We start from the raw sequence: 20254 nt of genomic DNA, 5'->3' as shown, positions 1-20254 counted from the left end.
ATGGATTCGCAACGCAATCTTTTAGTCATCGCTTTGCTGTTCGTGTCTTTCATGATCTGGCAAGCCTGGGAGCAGGATAAAAATCCGCAACCTCAGGCCCAACAGACCACGCAGACAACGACCACCGCAGCGGGTAGCGCCGCCGACCAGGGCGTACCGGCCAGTGGCCAGGGGAAACTGATTACGGTTAAAACTGACGTGCTTGATCTGACCATCAACACCCGTGGTGGTGATGTGGAACAGGCTTCACTGCCAGCTTACCCGAAAGAACTGGGTTCTACCGAACCGTTCCAGTTACTGGAAACCACGCCACAGTTCATCTACCAGGCACAGAGTGGCCTGACAGGTCGTGACGGCCCGGATAACCCGGCTAACGGCCCGCGTCCGCTGTACAACGTCGAAAAAGACGCATTTGTACTGGCTGACGGTCAGAACGAACTGCAGATCCCGATGACCTATACTGACGCAGCGGGTAACACATTCACTAAAACGTTTGTACTCAAGCGTGGTGAATATGCTGTCAACGTTAACTACAGCGTGCAGAACGCCGGCGAAAAACCGCTGGAAGTCTCCACCTTTGGTCAACTGAAGCAATCCATCAATCTACCATCTCATCGCGATACCGGAAGCAGCAACTTTGCGCTGCACACCTTCCGCGGCGCGGCGTACTCCACGCCGGATGAGAAGTATGAGAAATACAAATTCGACACCATTGCTGAAAACGAAAACCTGAACGTCAATGCTAAAGACGGCTGGGTCGCAATGCTGCAACAGTATTTCGCAACGGCATGGGTTCCGCGTAACGACGGCACCAACAACTTCTATACCGCTAACCTGGGTAACGGCATTGCCGCTATCGGCTATAAGTCACAGCCGGTACTGGTACAGCCTGGCCAGACTGGCGCGATGACCAGTACCCTGTGGGTCGGCCCGGAAATTCAGGATAAAATGGCGGCCGTTGCACCGCACCTGGATCTGACCGTGGATTACGGCTGGTTGTGGTTCATCTCTCAGCCGTTGTTCAAACTGCTGAAATGGATCCATAGCTTCCTGGGTAACTGGGGCTTCTCCATCATCGTTATCACCTTTATCGTTCGTGGCATCATGTACCCGCTGACCAAAGCGCAGTACACCTCCATGGCGAAGATGCGTATGCTGCAGCCGAAGATTCAGGCAATGCGTGAGCGTCTGGGTGATGACAAACAGCGTCAGAGCCAGGAAATGATGGCCCTGTACAAAGCTGAGAAGGTTAACCCGCTGGGCGGCTGCTTCCCGCTGATCATCCAGATGCCAATCTTCCTGGCGTTGTACTACATGCTGATGGGCTCCATTGAGCTGCGTCATGCGCCGTTCGCGCTGTGGATCCATGACCTGTCCGCACAGGACCCGTACTACATCCTGCCGATCCTGATGGGCGTGACGATGTTCTTCATTCAGAAGATGTCTCCGACCACCGTGACCGACCCGATGCAGCAGAAGATCATGACCTTTATGCCGGTCATCTTCACCGTGTTCTTCCTGTGGTTCCCGTCAGGTCTGGTGCTGTACTATATCGTCAGCAACCTGGTAACCATTATTCAGCAGCAGCTGATTTACCGTGGTCTGGAGAAGCGTGGCCTGCATAGCCGCGAGAAGAAAAACTCCTGATTCGGTGTAGGCCGGATTAGGCGAAGCCGCCATCCGGCAAACGGAACATAAAGTAAAGGGCGGTCATTAGACCGCCTTTTTTATTGCATTAAGAAGAGACAAACCATGAGCCATAACGACACCATCGTCGCTCAGGCCACCCCACCGGGACGTGGTGGCGTGGGTATCCTGCGTATCTCCGGCCTGAAGGCGCGCGAGGTCGCAGAAACCGTACTGGGGAAACTGCCAAAACCGCGTTATGCCGATTATCTGCCGTTTAAAGACGCGGATGGCAGCGCGCTGGATCAGGGGATTGCCCTGTGGTTCCCCGGCCCGAACTCCTTTACCGGCGAAGACGTTTTAGAGCTTCAGGGCCACGGAGGTCCGGTGATTCTTGACCTGCTGCTCAAACGTATTCTGACCATTCCCGGGCTGCGCATTGCCAGACCGGGTGAATTCTCCGAGCGAGCTTTTCTCAATGATAAGCTCGATTTAGCCCAGGCAGAGGCGATTGCCGACCTGATCGATGCCAGCTCGGAGCAAGCCGCTCGCTCGGCGCTGAATTCGTTGCAGGGCGCATTTTCCGCACGGGTAAATCATCTTGTGGAAGCGCTCACTCACCTGCGCATCTATGTCGAAGCGGCGATTGATTTCCCGGATGAAGAAATCGACTTCCTGTCTGACGGCAAGATTGAAGCCCAGCTCAATAGCGTTATCAGCGATCTTGATGCCGTTCGTGCCGAAGCGCGTCAGGGCAGCCTGCTGCGCGAAGGGATGAAGGTAGTCATTGCCGGTCGCCCTAACGCCGGGAAATCGAGCCTGCTGAACGCGCTGGCTGGCCGTGAGGCGGCTATTGTGACCGATATTGCGGGGACGACTCGCGACGTGCTGCGTGAGCATATTCATATCGACGGTATGCCGCTGCACATCATCGACACTGCTGGTTTGCGCGATGCCAGCGATGAAGTTGAACGCATTGGTATCGAACGTGCGTGGCAGGAAATCGAACAAGCCGACCGTGTGCTGTTTATGGTGGATGGCACCACCACCGACGCCGTGGACCCGGCTGACATCTGGCCAGACTTTATTGCCCGTCTGCCAGCCAAACTGCCAATTACCGTGGTACGTAACAAAGCGGATATTACCGGTGAGACGCTGGGCCTTAGCGAAGTAAATGGCCACTCACTGGTTCGCCTCTCCGCACGTACCGGTGAAGGTGTTGACGTACTGCGTAACCATCTCAAACAGAGCATGGGCTTTGAAACCAATATGGAAGGTGGCTTCCTGGCGCGTCGTCGTCACCTGCAGGCGCTGGCAGAAGCGGCGGAGCATCTCGAGCAGGGTAAAGCCCAACTGCTTGGCGCATGGGCCGGAGAATTGCTGGCAGAGGAGTTGCGTCTGGCGCAGCAGAACCTCAGTGAGATCACCGGGGAATTTACCTCCGACGATCTGCTGGGACGGATTTTCTCCAGCTTCTGTATTGGCAAATAATGTTGTATTGCCCGGTGGCGCGATGCTTACCGGGACTACAGGCCCCGTAGGCCGGATAAGGCGTTTACACCGCCATCCGGCAACAACAATTTCCCATGCGGAAATCACTGTTGTCCAAATGGCAACTCGCACAGGCAACCCTCTCCCCGTATTCTTAGCGCCACTTTCCTCATGAGGTCGCTATGACACGCTTTCTAATCTGCAGTTTTGCCCTGGTTCTCCTCTATCCCGCCGGTATTGATATGTATCTGGTGGGATTGCCCCGTATTGCTGCCGATCTACAGGCCAGCGAGGCGCAACTGCATATCGCGTTTTCGGTTTATCTGGCGGGAATGGCGACGGCAATGTTGTTCGCCGGAAAAATTGCTGACCAGTCGGGTCGTAAACCGGTCGCCATTGTCGGTGCCCTCATTTTTATTGTCGCCTCCTCGCTGTGTTCATTTGCCGAGAGCGGTACCCCGTTTCTCGCAGGCCGCTTTATTCAGGGTGTGGGCGCCGGCTGCTGTTATGTGGTGGCTTTCGCTATTCTGCGCGATACGCTCGACGATCGTCGCCGGGCGAAGGTACTGTCGTTGTTGAACGGTATTACCTGTATCGTGCCGGTGCTGGCTCCGGTGATGGGGCATCTGATCATGCTCAAATACCCGTGGCAGAGCCTGTTCTACACGATGATGGGCATGGGCGTGGTTGTTTGCCTGCTGTCGGTGTTTATCCTGCGAGAATCGCGCCCAGCGACGCTCTCGACCTCTACGCAGAGCGATCATCGCGCAGAGTCGCTGGTAAACCGTTTTTTCTTAAGCCGTCTGGCCATTACCACCCTCAGCGTGTCGGTGATCCTGACCTTCGTGAATACGTCTCCGGTGCTGCTGATGGAAGTGATGGGCTTCGACCGCGGCGAGTACGCCACTACCATGGCCATGACCGCAGGCATCAGTATGGCGGTCTCTTTCTCTACGCCATTCGCACTGAGTATTTTTAAACCCCGCATCCTGATGCTGACTTCACAGGTCTTGTTCCTGGCTGCGGGCATCGTGTTAATCCTTGCCAGTACGCACGCGGTAACGTTGTTCGGGTTAACCTTAATCTGCGCCGGATTCTCGGTCGGTTTCGGCGTTGCCATGAGCCAGGCGCTGGGGCCGTTCTCGCTGCGCGCAGGCGTCGCCAGCTCGGCATTAGGCATTGCCCAGGTTTGCGGTTCATCTCTATGGATTTGGTTGGCTGCCATCCTCGGTCTCGACGCACTGAATATGCTGATCGGGATTCTGATTGGCTGTAGCATAGTGAGTATCATGCTGATTATCACTGTTGCACCTAACCGGTCCGCGCCAACTCATGAAGAAATCCCTCAGCAGTCTCGATCTTAATTTACTGCTCTGCCTGCAGCTCCTGATGCAGGAACGCAGCGTCACTAAAACCGCCAAACGGATGAACGTCACGCCGTCGGCGGTCAGCAAATCGCTGTCGAAGCTGAGAGCCTGGTTTGACGATCCATTGTTTGTTAACACCCCGCTGGGGCTAACGCCAACGCCGCTGATGCTCAACATGGAACAGAGCCTGGCGGAGTGGATGCAGATGGGCAATCAATTGCTCGATAAGCCACACCATGAAGCACCACGTGGGCTGAAGTTTGATCTGGTGGCTGAAACGCCGCTGGTGATGATCATGTTTAACGCGCTCTCCCAACAGATCTACCAACGTTATCCACAGGCAACGATCAAAGTGCACAACTGGGATTACGATTCGCTGGATGCCATTATCCGTGGCGAGGTGGATATCGGCTTTACCGGACGTGAAAGTCACCCGCGCTCGCGTGAATTGCTGAGTCTGCTACCGTTATCGATCGACCACGAGGTCCTGTTTTCCGATCTCCCCTGCGTCTGGTTGCGTGAAGACCACCCGGCATTGCAGGAAGAGTGGAATCTGGAAACATTCCTGCGCTATCCCCATATCAGCATTAGCTGGGAGCAGAGCGACACCTGGGCGCTGGACGATGTGCTTCAGGAGATGGGGCGTGCGCGTAACATCGCATTGTGTCTGCCAGGCTTTGAGCAGTCGCTGTTTATGGCAGCGCAGCCGGATCACGCGCTGATTGCCACCGCACCGGTTTATTGCCAGCGTTATAACCAACTCCACCAGCTTCCGCTCGTGGCACGTCCAATGCCTTTTGATGCAGCGCAACTGGAAAAAATGCGCGTCCCGTTCACCCTACTTTGGCATAAACGCAACAGCCACAATCCTAAGATCGTATGGCTGAAAGAGACGATCAAGGCACTCTATCGCGAGATGTCATGAAGATCCTTTGCTATATTGTTGTTTTATTAACCTCCCTGGCGCTGGAAATGTAAATGTCGCGTAATGTATCCCGATTCCGTTTACTTTTTGGGCAGTAAAGCCTGCCTGGAAGCCGCGTAAATGTTACTCTGATAATAATCACGGACCATTAATCACGGAGCGAAAAATGGCGACACATTTTGCCAGAGGGATTCTTACGGAGGGACACCTGGTTTCAGTTCGCCTCCCTACTCCATGTCATTTTGAAGTAAGAAATCTACCCACTCACCGCCGAACACGCTTTCTGGCCTCCCGAAGTCTTCTCGCTGAACTGATGTTTATGCTTTACGGCACCAGCACATTGCCCGAGATTGTTACCGAGGCGAAAGGTAAGCCCGTTTTTCGCGATAAAAACCTGCCTGGCTTTTCGATTTCCTATGCCGGGAATATTGTCGGCGTCGCGCTTACCACAGAAGGTTCATGCGGTCTGGATATGGAGCTTCAGCGGGCAACTCGCGGGTTCCATACCCCGAATGCCACAGATTCCTACCGCTTTTCCAGTAACGAAAACCTGTGGATCAATAATCAAAACGACCCCAATGAAGCGCGTGCGCAGCTCATAACGTTACGCCAGAGCGTTCTCAAGCTCACTGGCGACGTGTGCAATGACGATCCACGTGAACTCCAGCTGTTACCGGGTGCGGGCCGTCTGAGATGTGCTCACGTTACGCAGATAGAAGCCATTTGCGATGCCGAAGATGTGCTGGTGTGGTCGGTCGCGGTCACGCCAACCATTGAAAAACTCAACGTTTGGGAGTTTGATGGTAAACAGGACTGGAAAAGCTTGCCTGATATCCAGACACGCGCCAATGAGCCAACGGGTCGCCTGATCCGGTTCTCGCAATTATGCGCAGCGAAGAGCCATACGCTTTGATTTAACCTTCATGATGAAACAGGAGTAACCATGTCTGAAACATTGAATGTTGTTACGTTACTGGGGAGCCTGCGCAAGGGTTCGTTTAATGGAATGGTTGCCCGTACGCTGCCAAAAATTGCCCCCGCGGGGATGGAAGTGAATGCATTACCGTCGATTGGGGATATTCCTCTGTACGATGCCGACCTCCAGCAGGAAGAGGGTTTTCCGGCAAGTGTAGAAGCGCTGGCGGAACAAATCAGGAAGGCTGACGGCGTCGTTATCGTCACACCGGAATACAACTATTCTGTTCCTGGCGGGCTGAAAAATGCCATCGACTGGCTGTCCCGCCTGCCCGATCAACCATTATCCGGCAAACCGGTGCTGATCCAGACCAGCTCCATGGGCGCCATCGGCGGCGCGCGCTGCCAGTATCATCTGCGTCAAATCCTGGTGTTCCTCGACGCGATGGTAATGAACAAGCCGGAATTTATGGGCGGCGTGATTCAGAACAAAGTGGACCCGCAGACCGGCGAAGTGATCGACCAAAGCACGCTGGACCATCTGACCGGTCAGCTGACCGCATTTGGCGACTATATTCAACGTGTAAAAGCCTAAAGAAAAAGCCCGCCAGCAACGATGCCTGGCGGGCCGTTGTCCAGACCGATATTTTAGTGCGCGTCGATAAACACAATCTTCAGTACAAACAGCAGCGCGACAACGATGACGCACGGGCTGAGATCGCGGAAACGTCCGGTACCGATTTTCATCAAGCAGTAAGAGATAAAGCCCAGCGCAATACCTTCGGTGATCGAGAAGCTAAACGGCATCATCACGGCGGTAATAAACGCTGGAACCGCTTCAGTCAGGTCATCCCACTTCACGCGCGACAGGCTTGATGTCATCAGGACGCCAACGTAAATCAGCGCACCTGCGGCGGCATATCCCGGCACCATTCCCGCCAACGGCGACAGGAAGATAACCAGCAGGAACAACAGACCGACAACGACCGCGGTCAGGCCGGTACGCCCACCAACAGAAACCCCGGAAGAAGACTCAATATAGGCGGTAACGGAAGAGGTACCGATAAACGCGCCGGTAACAGACGACACGCTATCGACAAACAGCGCCTGCTTCATGCGTGGGAACTTGCCCTTCGCGTCTGCCAGACCGGCTTTATCCGTCACGCCAATCAGGGTACCGGAGGAGTCAAACAGGTTCACCAGCATGAACGAGAAAATCACGCCCGCAAGGCCAATGTTAAACGAACCGGCCAGGTCAACATGCCCGATAACCGACATCACGCTCGGCGGCGCGGAGACGATCCCGCTGTAATGGACATCACCCAGCATCCAACCCAGCAGCGTGGTCACGATGATAGAGATCAGCACCGCCGCATGAATATTACGTGACGCCAGAATCGCGATGATAAAGAAGCCCAGAATGCCGAGCAGTACGCTGTGGGACGTCAGGTTGCCGATAGATACCAGCGTGTCTTTGTTGGCGACGATAACGCCGGCGTTTTTCAGCCCCATCATACCGATGAACAGACCGATACCGCTGGTGATCCCCACGCGCAGGCTCACCGGGATATTGGCAATCATCCAGTAACGTACGCGGAAAATGGTCAGCAGCAGCAGACCTATCGCGCCCCAGAAGATTGCGCCCATACCTATCTGCCATGACAGGCCCATCGCGCCAACGACCACGAAGGCAAAGAATGCGTTCAGGCCCATAGCAGGTGCCAGCGCAACCGGCAGATTGGCAAAAAGCCCCATCAGGATGCTACCAAATGCAGCAATAAGGCAGGTGGTAACAAAGACGGCGCTGGTATCCATGCCAGCCACGCCAAGAATTTGCGGGTTAACAAAAACGATATACACCATCGTCAGGAAGGTGGTTAAACCGGCGATCACTTCGGTCCGTGCCGTTGTGCCATGCTCGCGCAGTTTGAACACGCGTTCCAGCATCCCCTGGCCAGAAGCCTGGGTTGTGTGTTGTTGACTCATTATCAATTTCCGAACAAGGAGGGAAAATTCGTCGCTATCCTATACCAAAATGCGACAATAGGGTTGGGTTATGAGCAACTTTTTTCATTGATTTTGCTTATACGGCAACGATTGCGTGGCGTAAATAAGCATGACGTAAACGTTAAACTAGCGATAAGAGGAAGGCATGTCCCAGATAGAAGCGGTATTTTTTGACTGTGACGGTACGCTGGTCGACAGTGAAGTGATCTGTTCCCGGGCGTATGTCGCCATGTTCCAGGAGTTTGGTATCAAACTCGATCTCGAAGAGGTGTTTAAACGCTTTAAAGGCGTAAAACTCTACGAAATCATCGATATCATCAACGAAGAGCACGGCGTTACGCTGGCGAAAGCCGATTTAGAGCCCGTTTACCGCGCAGAGGTCGCACGCCTGTTCGACTCGGAACTGGAGGTTATCGCTGGGGCAAATGCTCTGCTGGACATCATGACAGTGCCAATGTGCGTGGTCTCAAACGGTCCGGTCAGCAAAATGCAGCATTCGCTGGGTAAGCTGGGCATGTTGCACCATTTTCCTGATTTACTGTTCAGCGGCTACGATATCCAACGCTGGAAGCCCGATCCGGCCCTGATGTTCCATGCGGCAAAAGCAATGGACGTTAACGTTGAGAACTGCATTCTGGTTGATGATTCCAGCGCAGGCGCGCAGGCGGGAATTGCCGCCGGGATGGAAGTGTTCTACTTCTGTGCCGATCCGCATAACAAACCGATCGAAAACCCAAAAGTCACGACCTTTACCGATCTGGCGCAGTTGCCGGAATTGTGGAAGGCACGGGGTTGGGATATTACCCGGTAATTTTTTGTAGGCCCGGTAAGCTTGCGCCGCCGGGCAATTGCCGGATAGCGCTAACGCTTATCCGGCCTACTTTCTACGTTTTTTCACTCTTTAGGATCTTTGCCCGCCAGCAGCTTATCCAGTTCATCGCCGCCCACGTGACGGAAGTCTTGTCCCTTCACGAAATAGAAGATGTATTCGCAGATATTCTGGCAGCGGTCACCGATACGCTCGATGGAACGTGCGCAGAACAGCGCGGTCAGCACACTTGGAATGGTACGCGGGTCTTCCATCATGTAGGTCATCAGCTGGCGCACAATGCCTTCATATTCCTGGTCGACTTTCTTATCTTCACGATAAATACGTACCGCTTCGTCGAGATCCATACGCGCAAACGCATCCAGCACGTCATGCAGCATTTGTACGGTGTGACGACCCAGCGATTCCAGACTTACCAGCAGCGGCTGATGCTGTTGCGAGAACTTCTCCAGAGCGGTGCGGCAAATTTTGTCCGCCACATCACCAATACGCTCCAGCTCAGCGATAGTTTTGATAATCGCCATCACCAGACGCAGGTCGCTGGCGGTAGGTTGACGCTTGGCGATGATACGCACGCAGGCTTCATCGATCGCCACTTCCATCATGTTGACGTTTTTATCGCCTTCAATGACGCGCTTCGCCAGTTCGCTGTCCTGATTATGCATGGCGGTAATCGCATCAGAAAGCTGCTGCTCTACCATGCCACCCATGGTCATCACCTGGGTACGGATGCTTTCCAGCTCTGCATTGAACTGGCCGGAAATATGTTTATTAAGGTTAAGGTTATCCACAACAAGCTCCTGAATCAGCCGTAACGACCGGTGATGTAGTCTTCAGTTTGTTTCTTCGCGGGCTTGGTGAACAGATCGTCCGTGTTGCTGAACTCAATCAACTCGCCCAGGTACATAAATGCCGTGTGATCGGAACAACGCGCTGCCTGTTGCATGTTGTGGGTAACGATAACAACGGTGTAATCTTCTTTCAGCTCAGTGATCAGCTCTTCAATACGCCCGGTAGAAATCGGGTCGAGCGCTGAACATGGCTCATCAAGCAGTAGCACTTCCGGGCGAATGGCGATACCACGCGCAATACACAGACGCTGCTGCTGACCACCGGAGAGAGAGTACCCGCTCTGGTGTAATTTATCTTTGGTTTCATTCCACAGTGCGGCCTTGGTCAATGCCCACTGCACACGTTCGTCCATATCCGCACGCGAGAGTTTCTCAAACAAACGTACGCCAAACGCGATGTTGTCGTAGATAGACATTGGGAACGGCGTTGGCTTCTGGAACACCATGCCGACTTTGGCACGCAGCAGCGCGATGTCCTGGGTGTTGGTGAGAATATTGTCACCATCCAGCAGGATTTCACCTTCCGCACGCTGCTCCGGGTACAGTTCAAACATTTTGTTGAAGGTACGCAGCAGCGTCGATTTACCACAGCCTGACGGCCCGATAAACGCCGTGACCTGGTTTTTCGCGATATCCAGGTTGATGTTCTTCAGGGCATGGAATTTGCCATAGTAGAAGTTCAAATCACGAACCTGAATTTTACCCGGGGCAGTATCAACCATACTCATTTCAATCTCTTCCTCATCATGCCTGATGGCGCGCAGCTTTCAGGCCTACATCTATGTCATTCGTAGGCCGGATAAGGCGTTTACGCCGCCATCCGGCAAGGCAATAAACTTAACCGTGTTTCTTCTTCGCGAAAATGACGCGCGCCAGAATGTTCAGCAGCAGTACGCACAGGGTAATAATCAGTACCCCAGCCCAGGCCAGTTGTTGCCATTCAGCAAATGGGCTCATCGCAAACTTAAAGATCGTGACCGGCAGGTTGGCTATAGGCTGCATCATGTCAGTGCTCCAGAACTGGTTGGAGAGCGACGTAAACAGCAGCGGAGCCGTTTCACCTGCAATACGGGCAATTGCCAGCAGAATACCGGTAATAATGCCCGATACAGACGCCTTCAGGGTGATTGCAGAAATCATCTTCCACTTCGGCGTACCCAGCGCATAGGCGGCTTCACGCAGGCTATCCGGAACCAGTTTGAGCATGTTCTCAGTGGTACGAATAACGATAGGTACCTGCAGCAACGCCAGCGCAATCACGCCCGCCCAGCCGGAGAAGTGTTCCATTTTTGCTACCACGATGGTGTAAACGAACAGACCGACCACGATGGATGGTGCAGAAAGCAGAATGTCGTTGATAAAACGGATGACCTCAGCCAGCCAGGACTTACGCCCATACTCAGCCAGGTAGATACCCGCCATAATACCGAGCGGGGTACCAAACACGGTCGCCCACAGAATCAACAGACCGCTACCGGCCAGGGCGTTCGCCAGACCACCACCTGCCGTATTCGGCGGCGGCGTCATTTCGGTGAACAGCGCCAGCGACATACCGTCAATACCGCGGGTAATAGTGGACATCAGGATCCAGATAAGCCAGAACAGACCAAATGCCATGGTCGCCATTGAGAGCGTCAGCGCGATGCGGTTCTTCAGACGGCGACGCGCCTGCATTTTACGGCGTGATTCTGCCAGTGCGGTGGTGTTTTGCATTTCCAGCGTAGCCATTAGCGTGCCCCCTCATTTTTCGCAAGGCGCATGATCATGAACTTAGACGCAGCCAGTACGATGAAGGTGATCACAAACAGAATCAGACCCAGCTCCATCAACGCGGCAACGTGCAGCCCAGATTCCGCTTCGGCAAATTCGTTCGCCAGCGCAGAGGTGATACTGTTGCCCGGCATATACAGCGATGCGCTGTCGAGTTGGTAGGTGTTACCGATGATAAAGGTCACCGCCATGGTTTCACCCAGCGCGCGACCCAGACCCAGCATTACGCCGCCAATGACACCATTTTTAGTGAACGGCAGAACGATACGCCAGATAACTTCCCAGGTAGTACAGCCAATACCGTAGGCTGACTCTTTCATCAGCACCGGCGTTTGTTCGAACACATCACGCATAACTGCCGCAATGTACGGGATGATCATGATGGCGAGGATCACGCCAGCTGCCAGAATACCGATACCAAAAGCCGGGCCAGCAAACAGTGCACCAACAAACGGAATGTTGGAAAGAATATTACCGACCGGCTCCTGGAAATACGTCGCAAACAGCGGGGCAAAGATAAACAGCCCCCACATGCCGTAAACGATACTCGGGATCGCCGCCAGCAGTTCAATAGCGATACCCAGCGGACGTCTCAGCCAGCCAGGTGCAAGTTCCGTCAGGAACAAAGCAATGCCGAAACTCACCGGAACGGCGATCAGCAGTGCGATAAGTGAGGTGACCAGCGTACCGTAAATCGGTACCAGTGCGCCGTAGATATCATTTGGCGCATCCCAGTCTTTGGTCCAAAGGAATGAGAAACCAAATTTCTGGATGCTTGGCCAGGAGGAGATGATCAGAGAGACAATAATGCCACCCAACATCAATAGCACAATCAGCGCAGCCAGTTTTACCAGCGCGCTGAAGATCATGTCACCCTTTTTACCCGGTGGGTTAAAAGCAGGCTTGGTTGCAGCCATAAATCACTCTTTAAGTTTGGGCCAGGAAGCGCGCATTTTATCGTGCTTCCCAGCTAACGTAATGCCATACCCTAAATAATTCGAGTTGCAGCAAGGCGGCAAGCTTGTGACAAATTCGTCAGGAACGAATTTGAACAGCCGGAGGCTGCCTTCGGTGAGGGACAAGGATGTCCCTCATTCATCCCCAGGAGCATAGATTTACTATGTAACTGGAGTGAACAAGCGCAGCCAACACAGCTGCGGCTCGAAGTATGACGGGTATTTAGTACAGCGCTTTACCGCTGCTGTCTTTCACGTTGGTCTTCCATGCAGCACGAATCTGCTCAACCACGCTGTCCGGCAGGCTGGCGTAATCCAGGTCGTTGGCCTGTTTGCCGCCATTTTTGTACGCCCAGTCAAAGAACTTCAGCACTTCAACGCCCTGCTCAGGCTTCTTCTGCTCTTTATGCACCAGGATGAAAGTGGTGGAAGTGATTGGCCACGCATTGTCACCTTTCTGGTTAGTCAGATCCTGAGCGAAGGTTTTGCTCCAGTCAGCGCCTTTAGCTGCATTAGCAAAGTTTTCTTCTGTCGGGCTTACCGGCTTACCATCAGCAGTAACCAGTTTGGTGTATGCCAGGTTGTTCTGCTTAGCATAAGCGTACTCAACGTAGCCGATAGAGCCTGGCAGACGCTGGACGAACGCAGCGATACCGTCGTTACCTTTACCGCCCAGACCGGTCGGCCAGTTCACAGTAGAGCCTGCGCCAATTTTAGATTTCCACTCTTCGTTCACTTTCGCCAGGTAGCTGGTGAAGACGAAGGAGGTACCGGAACCATCTGCACGACGCACAACGGCAATATTCTGAGAAGGCAGCTTCAGACCCGGGTTCAGTTTGGTGATGGCTTCATCATCCCACTTCTTAATTTTGCCGAGGTAGATATCGCCCAGAGTTTTACCGTCAAGCACCAGCTCTCCGGACTTCAGGCCAGGGATATTCACCGCCAGCACCACACCGCCGATCACTGTCGGGAACTGGAACAGACCTTCCTGAGCCAGCTTCTCGTCAGATAACGGCGCATCAGATGCACCGAAATCAACGGTATTTGCGGTAATTTGTTTTACACCACCGGAGGAGCCGATACCTTGGTAGTTTACTTTGCTACCGGTCTCTTTCTGATAAGTATCAGCCCATTTGGCATACACTGGCGCAGGAAAAGTTGCACCAGCACCTGTCAGGCTCGCTGCAGCAAAGGCAGAGAACGCGCTCATAGATAAGGTCGCGGCGACAACAGTTGCGACAGTGGTACGCATAACTTTCATAATGTCTCCTGCACGGTTTTCGTAAATTGTTGTTTGAGTTGCTACTGTGAGCAAAATAGGACAAACAGGTGACAGTTAAATGTACGAAATATGACAGTTTTATGACAATGAAAAATAATGCGCCAAGAACAATTAAAAATTGTATAAAAACAGCAAGTTAATAGATTATATGACAATCATATTTCGGCAAAATTTTCTTTTTATGACACTGAAAACAGTAGCTGAAGATGACGGTTTGTCACATAAAACAGGCGGGATAATTGATTAAAAACAGAACGCGTTTAAAAAAATGCCCCGCTTTGAGCAGGGCATTTTCAGTTCAGCGAGGTATCGCTTATTCCACGGTAACCGACTTCGCCAGGTTACGCGGCTGGTCCACGTCAGTACCTTTAATCAGCGCCACATGATACGCCAGCAGTTGCAGCGGAACGGTATAGAAGATCGGTGCAATCACCTCTTCCACATGCGGCATCTCGATGATATGCATATTTTCATTACTGATAAATCCTGCATCCTGATCGGCGAAGACGTACAACTGGCCGCCACGGGCACGCACTTCTTCAATGTTGGATTTCAGTTTTTCCAGCAACTCGTTGTTCGGTGCAACCACGATAACCGGCATATCGGCATCAATCAGCGCCAGCGGACCGTGCTTCAGCTCACCAGCAGCATACGCTTCTGCGTGAATATAAGAAATCTCTTTCAGCTTCAGGGCGCCTTCCAGCGCAATGGGGTACTGATCGCCACGACCAAGGAACAGTGCATGGTGTTTGTCAGAGAAGTCTTCCGCCAGTGCGGCAATACGCTTGTCCTGTGACAGCATCTGCTCAATACGGCTCGGCAGCGCCTGTAACCCGTGAACAATCTCTTGTTCAATAGTCGCATCCAGACCTTTCAGACGAGCCAGCTTCGCCACCAGCATTAGCAGAACAGTCAGTTGGGTGGTAAATGCTTTCGTGGAGGCCACGCCGATTTCGGTCCCGGCATTGGTCATCATCGCCAGGTCAGATTCACGTACCAGAGAAGAGCCTGGAACGTTACAGATTGCCAGCGACCCCAGATAGCCCAGCTCTTTAGATAAGCGCAGACCCGCCAGGGTATCCGCCGTTTCACCGGACTGAGACAGGGTAATCATCAAACTGTTACGACGCACAGCGGATTTGCGATAACGGAACTCAGAAGCAATTTCCACATCACAAGGAATGCCGGCCAGCGACTCAAACCAGTAGCGGGATACCATGCCTGAGTTGTATGACGTGCCGCAGGCAATAATCTGGATATGCTCGACCTGAGACAGCAACGCATTGGCATTAGGGCCAAGCTCACTTAAATCCACTTCGCCATGACTGATACGCCCGGTCAGCGTATTTTTTATCGCGTTCGGTTGCTCATAGATCTCTTTCTGCATGTAGTGGCGATAAATACCTTTTTCGCCCGCGTCGTATTGCAGATTAGATTCAATATCCTGACGTTTAACTTCCGCGCCAGTCTTGTCAAAAATAGAGACTGAACGACGCGTTACCTCGGCGATATCGCCCTCTTCCAGGAAGATAAAGCGACGGGTTACCGGCAGCAGAGCCAGCTGGTCGGAAGCGATAAAGTTTTCACCCATGCCCAGACCGATAACCAGCGGGCTACCAGAACGCGCCGCCAGCAGAGTTTCCGGATTACGGGTATCCATGATCACTGTGCCGTAGGCACCGCGCAGCTGCGGAATAGTACGCAATACCGCTTCACGCAGTGTACCGCCCTGTTCCAGCTCCCAATGCACCAGGTGAGCAATCACTTCGGTGTCCGTTTCAGACACAAAGATGTAACCACGCGCTTTCAACATTTCACGCAGCGGTTCATGGTTTTCGATGATGCCGTTATGCACCACCACAATGTGCTCAGAAACATGCGGATGCGCGTTTGCTTCTGAAGGTTCGCCGTGTGTTGCCCAGCGGGTGTGAGCGATACCCGTACCACCGTGTAACGGATGTTCTTCCGCAGCAGCAGTCAGCATCTGCACTTTACCCAGACGACGCAGACGGGTCATGTTACCTTCAGCATCAACAACAGCCAGACCGGCTGAGTCATAACCACGATATTCCAGACGACGTAAACCTTCGAGAAGGATTTCAGCTACATCACGCTGCGCGATAGCGCCAACAATTCCACACATATTTTTTGATTCCGAATTTAGGCATTATGCCTGTCGTTGTCGCTGACCTGTATTTGCCCTTTCCGGGCGCCCCGAGCCTTGTAGAGAGTGGGGTTATTTTTATAGGTACTGCTTGTTGAGCGGAGGATTATGTTATCCCCTCATCTCTTGTCTGCCTGATGGCACTCACGCTTATCAGGCCTACAGAACGTCATCGCACGTAGGCCGCCATCCGGCAAAAATCACTTACTTTTTCTTCACCGGGCGCTGCCAACCTTGTTTATGGACCTGCGGTACACGGCTTAATACCAGTTCGTTATCAGCGATATTACGCGTCACTGTGGTTCCAGCGGCGATCGTCGCGCCTTTACCCACGGTGACAGGCGCCACCAGTTGAGTATCCGAACCCACAAACACATCATCACCAATAATGGTTTTAAATTTATTAGCACCATCGTAATTGCAGGTAATCGTACCCGCGCCGATGTTCACGTTATCGCCAATTTCAGCATCGCCCAGATAGGTCAGATGACCGGCTTTAGAACCTTTACCCAGACGCGCTTTTTTCATTTCGACGAAGTTGCCCACGTGTGCGCCTTCCTGCAGCTCAGCACCCGGACGCAGACGCGCAAAAGGCCCGATAGTACAGGCCGCTTCCAGATGGGCATCTTCCACCACGCTGTACGGGCTAAGCTCACAGCCATCGCCAATTACGCTATTTTTGATAATGCAGCCAGTACCAATCTTGACGCGATCGCCAAGGGTTACGTTACCTTCAATGATAACGTTAGTATCAATTTCAACATCGCGCCCGTGAATAAGCGAACCGCGAAGATCAAAACGTGCTGGATCGCGTAACATAACGCCAGCTAACAGCAGTTTCTCTGCTTGTTCGGACTGATAGACACGTTCAAGACGGGATAACTGAAGTCGGTTGTTCACCCCTTCGGTTTCGCTAATACGTGCCGGATGTACCGCAGCAATTTCACGACCTTCCTGGTACGCCATCGCAATGATATCGGTGATGTAATATTCACCCTGCACGTTGTTGTTGGTCAGTTTAGATAACCAGCGCTTCATATCAGCGCCATTAGCAATCAGGATGCCGGTGTTAATTTCCTGGATCTTGCGTTGCTCGTCGGTCGCATCTTTATGCTCAACGATGCCAGTAACGCTGCCGTTATCACGCGTAATGCGCCCATAGCCGGTTGGGTCGTCCAGTTTTACGGTTAATAAGCCAATACCCCCCTGAGGTTTAGCATCGCGCAGGCGGCGTAACGTTTCAGTGGAGATTAACGGCACATCGCCATAGAGCATTAAAATGTCTTCGTCATCACCAAAGAACGGTGCAGCCTGCTGCATAGCATGACCGGTTCCCAACTGCTCTGCCTGCAGAACCCAGTTCAGATTGCCATCTTTCAACGCCTGCTGAAGCAAATCACCACCGTGCCCGTAGACCAGGTGTACATGAGTTGCGCCTAATTCATTAGCGGCATCAATAACATGCTGCACCATCGCTTTTCCTGCGAGAGTGTGCAGCACTTTAGGAAGATCGGAATACATACGTGTCCCTTTGCCTGCGGCAAGGATCACGACGCTCATAGCATTATTCAACATACACATCCTGACTGTCATTTGAGAACGAATTTATACCCTTTCATATTGAAAATACTACATTTTTTTCATCATGAAATGGGCCGAAGATAAAACGTTCAATAGGGGAAAATCCCTAACTATTAACTCACTATTTTCGACTATATCGGCGCCTTTTGTCTCCCAAAAACCAGGAGCATGCTCTTATTAAAGCCTTAGGTTAATGTTTTTGCTATTTTTTTACCGCATGAATAAAGAGTTACACATGCAAAGTCCGATTTTATTTATGTGATTCAGTAAGAAACCGAAAATGCGTACGCGAAAATAAAAAGTTGAGGGAGAAGAGGAGGAAGAGGGGATCTATAACAACAAGTGGCGCTGACTGATAAACCGTATCAAGCATCGCGCCACAGGACGGGCAGGTAAAAGCTAAAAGCTCATATTGCTGAACATGGCGATGATTTTATTGAGTAATTTCATGTTGGCATCTCTTTTTATTTGAGTTCATTATGTGATATTCATCACATAAAAAGAGTCTACGCCGCATTTTTTAACCAATCAACTTTTTTTGATCTAAATCACAAAACAGATTTCACTTTAAATGTTTATGCAACAAAACAAAAAAAGCCAGCCTGGAAACCAGACTGGCTTTTGTGCTTTTCAAGCCGGTGTTACATCGCTTTTTTGGTCAACTCGATAACGCGCAGTTTCGCGATCGCTTTGGCCAGTTCCGCAGATGCCTGAGCGTAATCCACGTCACCATGAGAGCTCTTAATATGCTCTTCAGCCTTACGTTTCGCTTCCAGGGCTCTCGCTTCATCGAGATCCTGCCCGCGAATCGCGGTATCAGCCAGTACGGTCACGTTGCCAGGCTGCACTTCAAGAATGCCGCCGGACAGATAGATAAACTCTTCATGACCGAACTGTTTAACGATGCGGATCATACCAGGCTTAATGGCGGTGAGTAGCGGTGCGTGACCCGGGAAAATACCCAGTTCACCTTCACTACCCGTTACCTGGATTTTTTCGACCAGACCAGAGAACATTTGTTGCTCTGCGCTGACGACGTCCAGGTGGTAAGTCATTGCCATATCACCCTCCGATTAAGGCGTTAAAGTTTTTTGGCTTTTTCTACGGCTTCGTCGATAGAACCAACCATGTAGAACGCCTGCTCTGGCAGGTGGTCGTATTCGCCTTCCATGATGCCTTTAAAGCCACGGATGGTGTCTTTCAGGGAAACGTATTTACCCGGAGAACCGGTGAATACTTCCGCAACGAAGAACGGCTGGGACAGGAAGCGCTGAATTTTACGCGCACGTGCTACCACCAGTTTATCTTCTTCAGACAGTTCATCCATACCCAGGATGGCGATGATGTCTTTCAGTTCCTGATAACGCTGCAGCAGGGACTGTACGCCACGCGCGGTGTCGTAGTGTTCCTGACCAACAACCAGCGGATCCAGCTGACGGCTGGTGGAGTCCAGCGGGTCAACTGCCGGGTAGATACCCAGAGATGCGATCTGACGGCTCAGTACCACGGTTGCATCTAAGTGAGCAAAGGTGGTTGCTGGGGATGGGTCAGTCAAGTCATCCGCAGGTACGTATACCGCCTGAACGGAGGTGATAGAACCGGTTTTGGTAGAAGTGATACGTTCCTGCAGAACACCCATCTCTTCCGCCAGGGTCGGCTGGTAACCTACCGCTGATGGCATACGACCCAGCAGTGCGGATACTTCCGTACCGGCCAGGGTATAACGATAGATGTTATCGACGAACAGCAGTACGTCACGACCTTCGTCACGGAATTTCTCAGCCATGGTCAGACCGGTCAGCGCAACGCGCAGACGGTTTCCCGGCGGCTCGTTCATCTGGCCATAAACCAGGGATACTTTATCCAGAACGTTGGAGTCGGTCATTTCGTGGTAGAAGTCGTTACCCTCACGAGTACGTTCACCTACACCCGCAAACACAGAGTAACCGGAGTGCTCGATCGCGATGTTACGAATAAGCTCCATCATGTTTACGGTTTTACCTACACCCGCACCACCGAACAGACCAACTTTACCGCCCTTAGCGAACGGACACATCAGGTCGATAACTTTGATGCCGGTTTCCAGCAGTTCCTGAGAGCTGGACAGCTCTTCATAGGAAGGTGCTGCGCGGTGAATAGCCCAACGCTCTTCTTCTCCGATATCGCCTTTCATGTCGATCGGGTGACCCAGAACGTTCATGATACGACCCAGCGTTGCTTTACCTACCGGGACTTCGATCGGGTGCTCGAGGTCTTTAACTTCCAGACCACGACGCAGACCGTCGGAAGAACCCATGGCGATGGTACGTACGATACCGCCGCCGAGCTGCTGCTGAACTTCCAGCACCAGGCTCTCTTTACCATTCATAACCTCAAGAGCATCGTACACGCGCGGTACGGCATCCTGAGGGAATTCGACGTCAACCACGGCGCCGATTACCTGGACAATTTTTCCAGTAGCCATCTTGAATCCTCTACGAATTAACC

General features: G+C 52.4%; 17 protein-coding genes. 7 read left to right on the top strand and 10 right to left on the bottom strand.

The window, feature by feature from the left end:
• The 6 genes from yidC to HV041_RS20315 all read left to right on the top strand — a co-directional run bounded on the left by yidC (position 1) and on the right by HV041_RS20315 (position 6919).
• Positions 1 to 1647: a membrane protein insertase YidC gene (gene yidC / locus HV041_RS20340; RefSeq protein ID WP_003023844.1), complete on the top strand. Its 1647-nt coding sequence runs from the start codon at positions 1 to 3 to the stop codon at positions 1645 to 1647.
• Between the two features lie 105 nt (positions 1648 to 1752).
• Positions 1753 to 3117: a tRNA uridine-5-carboxymethylaminomethyl(34) synthesis GTPase MnmE gene (mnmE, locus tag HV041_RS20335; protein WP_032945460.1), complete on the top strand. Its 1365-nt coding sequence runs from the start codon at positions 1753 to 1755 to the stop codon at positions 3115 to 3117.
• A 182-nt stretch (positions 3118 to 3299) separates the two neighbouring features.
• The gene (locus tag HV041_RS20330; RefSeq protein ID WP_116360307.1) at positions 3300 to 4481 is read left to right on the top strand and encodes an MFS transporter; all 1182 of its coding nucleotides are present in this window, start codon (positions 3300 to 3302) and stop codon (positions 4479 to 4481) included.
• On the top strand, positions 4450 to 5409 hold the full coding sequence (gene yidZ, locus HV041_RS20325; protein WP_048213776.1) for an HTH-type transcriptional regulator YidZ: 960 nt from the start codon (positions 4450 to 4452) through the stop codon (positions 5407 to 5409). Before HV041_RS20330 ends, yidZ begins: the two co-directional genes overlap by 32 nt.
• Positions 5410 to 5575: 166 nt before the next feature.
• Entirely contained in the window at positions 5576 to 6322 is a 747-nt protein-coding gene (locus HV041_RS20320) for a 4'-phosphopantetheinyl transferase superfamily protein (RefSeq protein WP_048213777.1), read from the top strand.
• A gap of 30 nt (positions 6323 to 6352) precedes the next feature.
• The gene (locus HV041_RS20315) at positions 6353 to 6919 is read left to right on the top strand and encodes an NADPH-dependent FMN reductase (RefSeq protein ID WP_003827046.1); all 567 of its coding nucleotides are present in this window, start codon (positions 6353 to 6355) and stop codon (positions 6917 to 6919) included.
• Between the two features lie 53 nt (positions 6920 to 6972).
• On the opposite strand, the gene HV041_RS20310 is transcribed toward HV041_RS20315, so the two are convergent.
• Positions 6973 to 8310, bottom strand: a complete 1338-nt coding sequence (locus HV041_RS20310) for an NCS2 family permease (protein ID WP_124021882.1) — start codon at positions 8308 to 8310, stop codon at positions 6973 to 6975.
• Between the two features lie 166 nt (positions 8311 to 8476).
• On the opposite strand from HV041_RS20310, the gene yieH reads away from it, so the two are divergent.
• Positions 8477 to 9142 (top strand): 6-phosphogluconate phosphatase, encoded by a 666-nt coding sequence (gene yieH, locus HV041_RS20305; protein ID WP_121585246.1) that lies wholly within the window; start codon positions 8477 to 8479, stop codon positions 9140 to 9142.
• An 83-nt stretch (positions 9143 to 9225) separates the two neighbouring features.
• Here the strand turns inward: yieH and phoU are convergent, their stop codons facing one another.
• The 9 genes from phoU to atpD form a co-directional block, all read right to left on the bottom strand.
• Positions 9226 to 9951, bottom strand: a complete 726-nt coding sequence (gene phoU, locus HV041_RS20300) for a phosphate signaling complex protein PhoU (protein WP_003023824.1) — start codon at positions 9949 to 9951, stop codon at positions 9226 to 9228.
• A gap of 14 nt (positions 9952 to 9965) precedes the next feature.
• Positions 9966 to 10739, bottom strand: a complete 774-nt coding sequence (pstB, locus tag HV041_RS20295; RefSeq protein ID WP_003023821.1) for a phosphate ABC transporter ATP-binding protein PstB — start codon at positions 10737 to 10739, stop codon at positions 9966 to 9968.
• 109 nt (positions 10740 to 10848) lie between these two features.
• Positions 10849 to 11739, bottom strand: coding sequence for a phosphate ABC transporter permease PstA (gene pstA, locus HV041_RS20290; protein WP_048213781.1), 891 nt, complete (start codon positions 11737 to 11739; stop codon positions 10849 to 10851).
• The gene (gene pstC / locus HV041_RS20285) at positions 11739 to 12698 is read right to left on the bottom strand and encodes a phosphate ABC transporter permease PstC (protein ID WP_048213782.1); all 960 of its coding nucleotides are present in this window, start codon (positions 12696 to 12698) and stop codon (positions 11739 to 11741) included. The genes pstA and pstC overlap by 1 nt, the downstream gene beginning before the upstream one ends.
• 262 nt (positions 12699 to 12960) lie before the next feature.
• On the bottom strand, positions 12961 to 14001 hold the full coding sequence (gene pstS, locus HV041_RS20280; RefSeq protein ID WP_048213783.1) for a phosphate ABC transporter substrate-binding protein PstS: 1041 nt from the start codon (positions 13999 to 14001) through the stop codon (positions 12961 to 12963).
• A gap of 334 nt (positions 14002 to 14335) precedes the next feature.
• Positions 14336 to 16165, bottom strand: a complete 1830-nt coding sequence (gene glmS, locus HV041_RS20275) for a glutamine--fructose-6-phosphate transaminase (isomerizing) (RefSeq protein ID WP_061066898.1) — start codon at positions 16163 to 16165, stop codon at positions 14336 to 14338.
• A 225-nt stretch (positions 16166 to 16390) separates the two neighbouring features.
• Complete coding sequence (glmU, locus tag HV041_RS20270) at positions 16391 to 17761, bottom strand: bifunctional UDP-N-acetylglucosamine diphosphorylase/glucosamine-1-phosphate N-acetyltransferase GlmU (RefSeq protein ID WP_121585247.1); 1371 nt, start codon at positions 17759 to 17761, stop codon at positions 16391 to 16393.
• A gap of 647 nt (positions 17762 to 18408) precedes the next feature.
• Entirely contained in the window at positions 18409 to 18828 is a 420-nt protein-coding gene (locus HV041_RS20265; protein ID WP_005121460.1) for a F0F1 ATP synthase subunit epsilon, read from the bottom strand.
• A gap of 20 nt (positions 18829 to 18848) precedes the next feature.
• Positions 18849 to 20231, bottom strand: a complete 1383-nt coding sequence (gene atpD / locus HV041_RS20260) for a F0F1 ATP synthase subunit beta (RefSeq protein WP_003023806.1) — start codon at positions 20229 to 20231, stop codon at positions 18849 to 18851.
• Positions 20232 to 20254 lie beyond the last annotated feature (23 nt).

It is taken from the genome of Citrobacter sp. RHBSTW-00029 (assembly GCF_014104295.1).
Classification (GTDB): domain Bacteria; phylum Pseudomonadota; class Gammaproteobacteria; order Enterobacterales; family Enterobacteriaceae; genus Citrobacter; species Citrobacter youngae.
The sequence above is the reverse complement of the archived record's forward strand: the minus strand, read 5'-3'. Positions and strand labels throughout refer to the sequence as shown.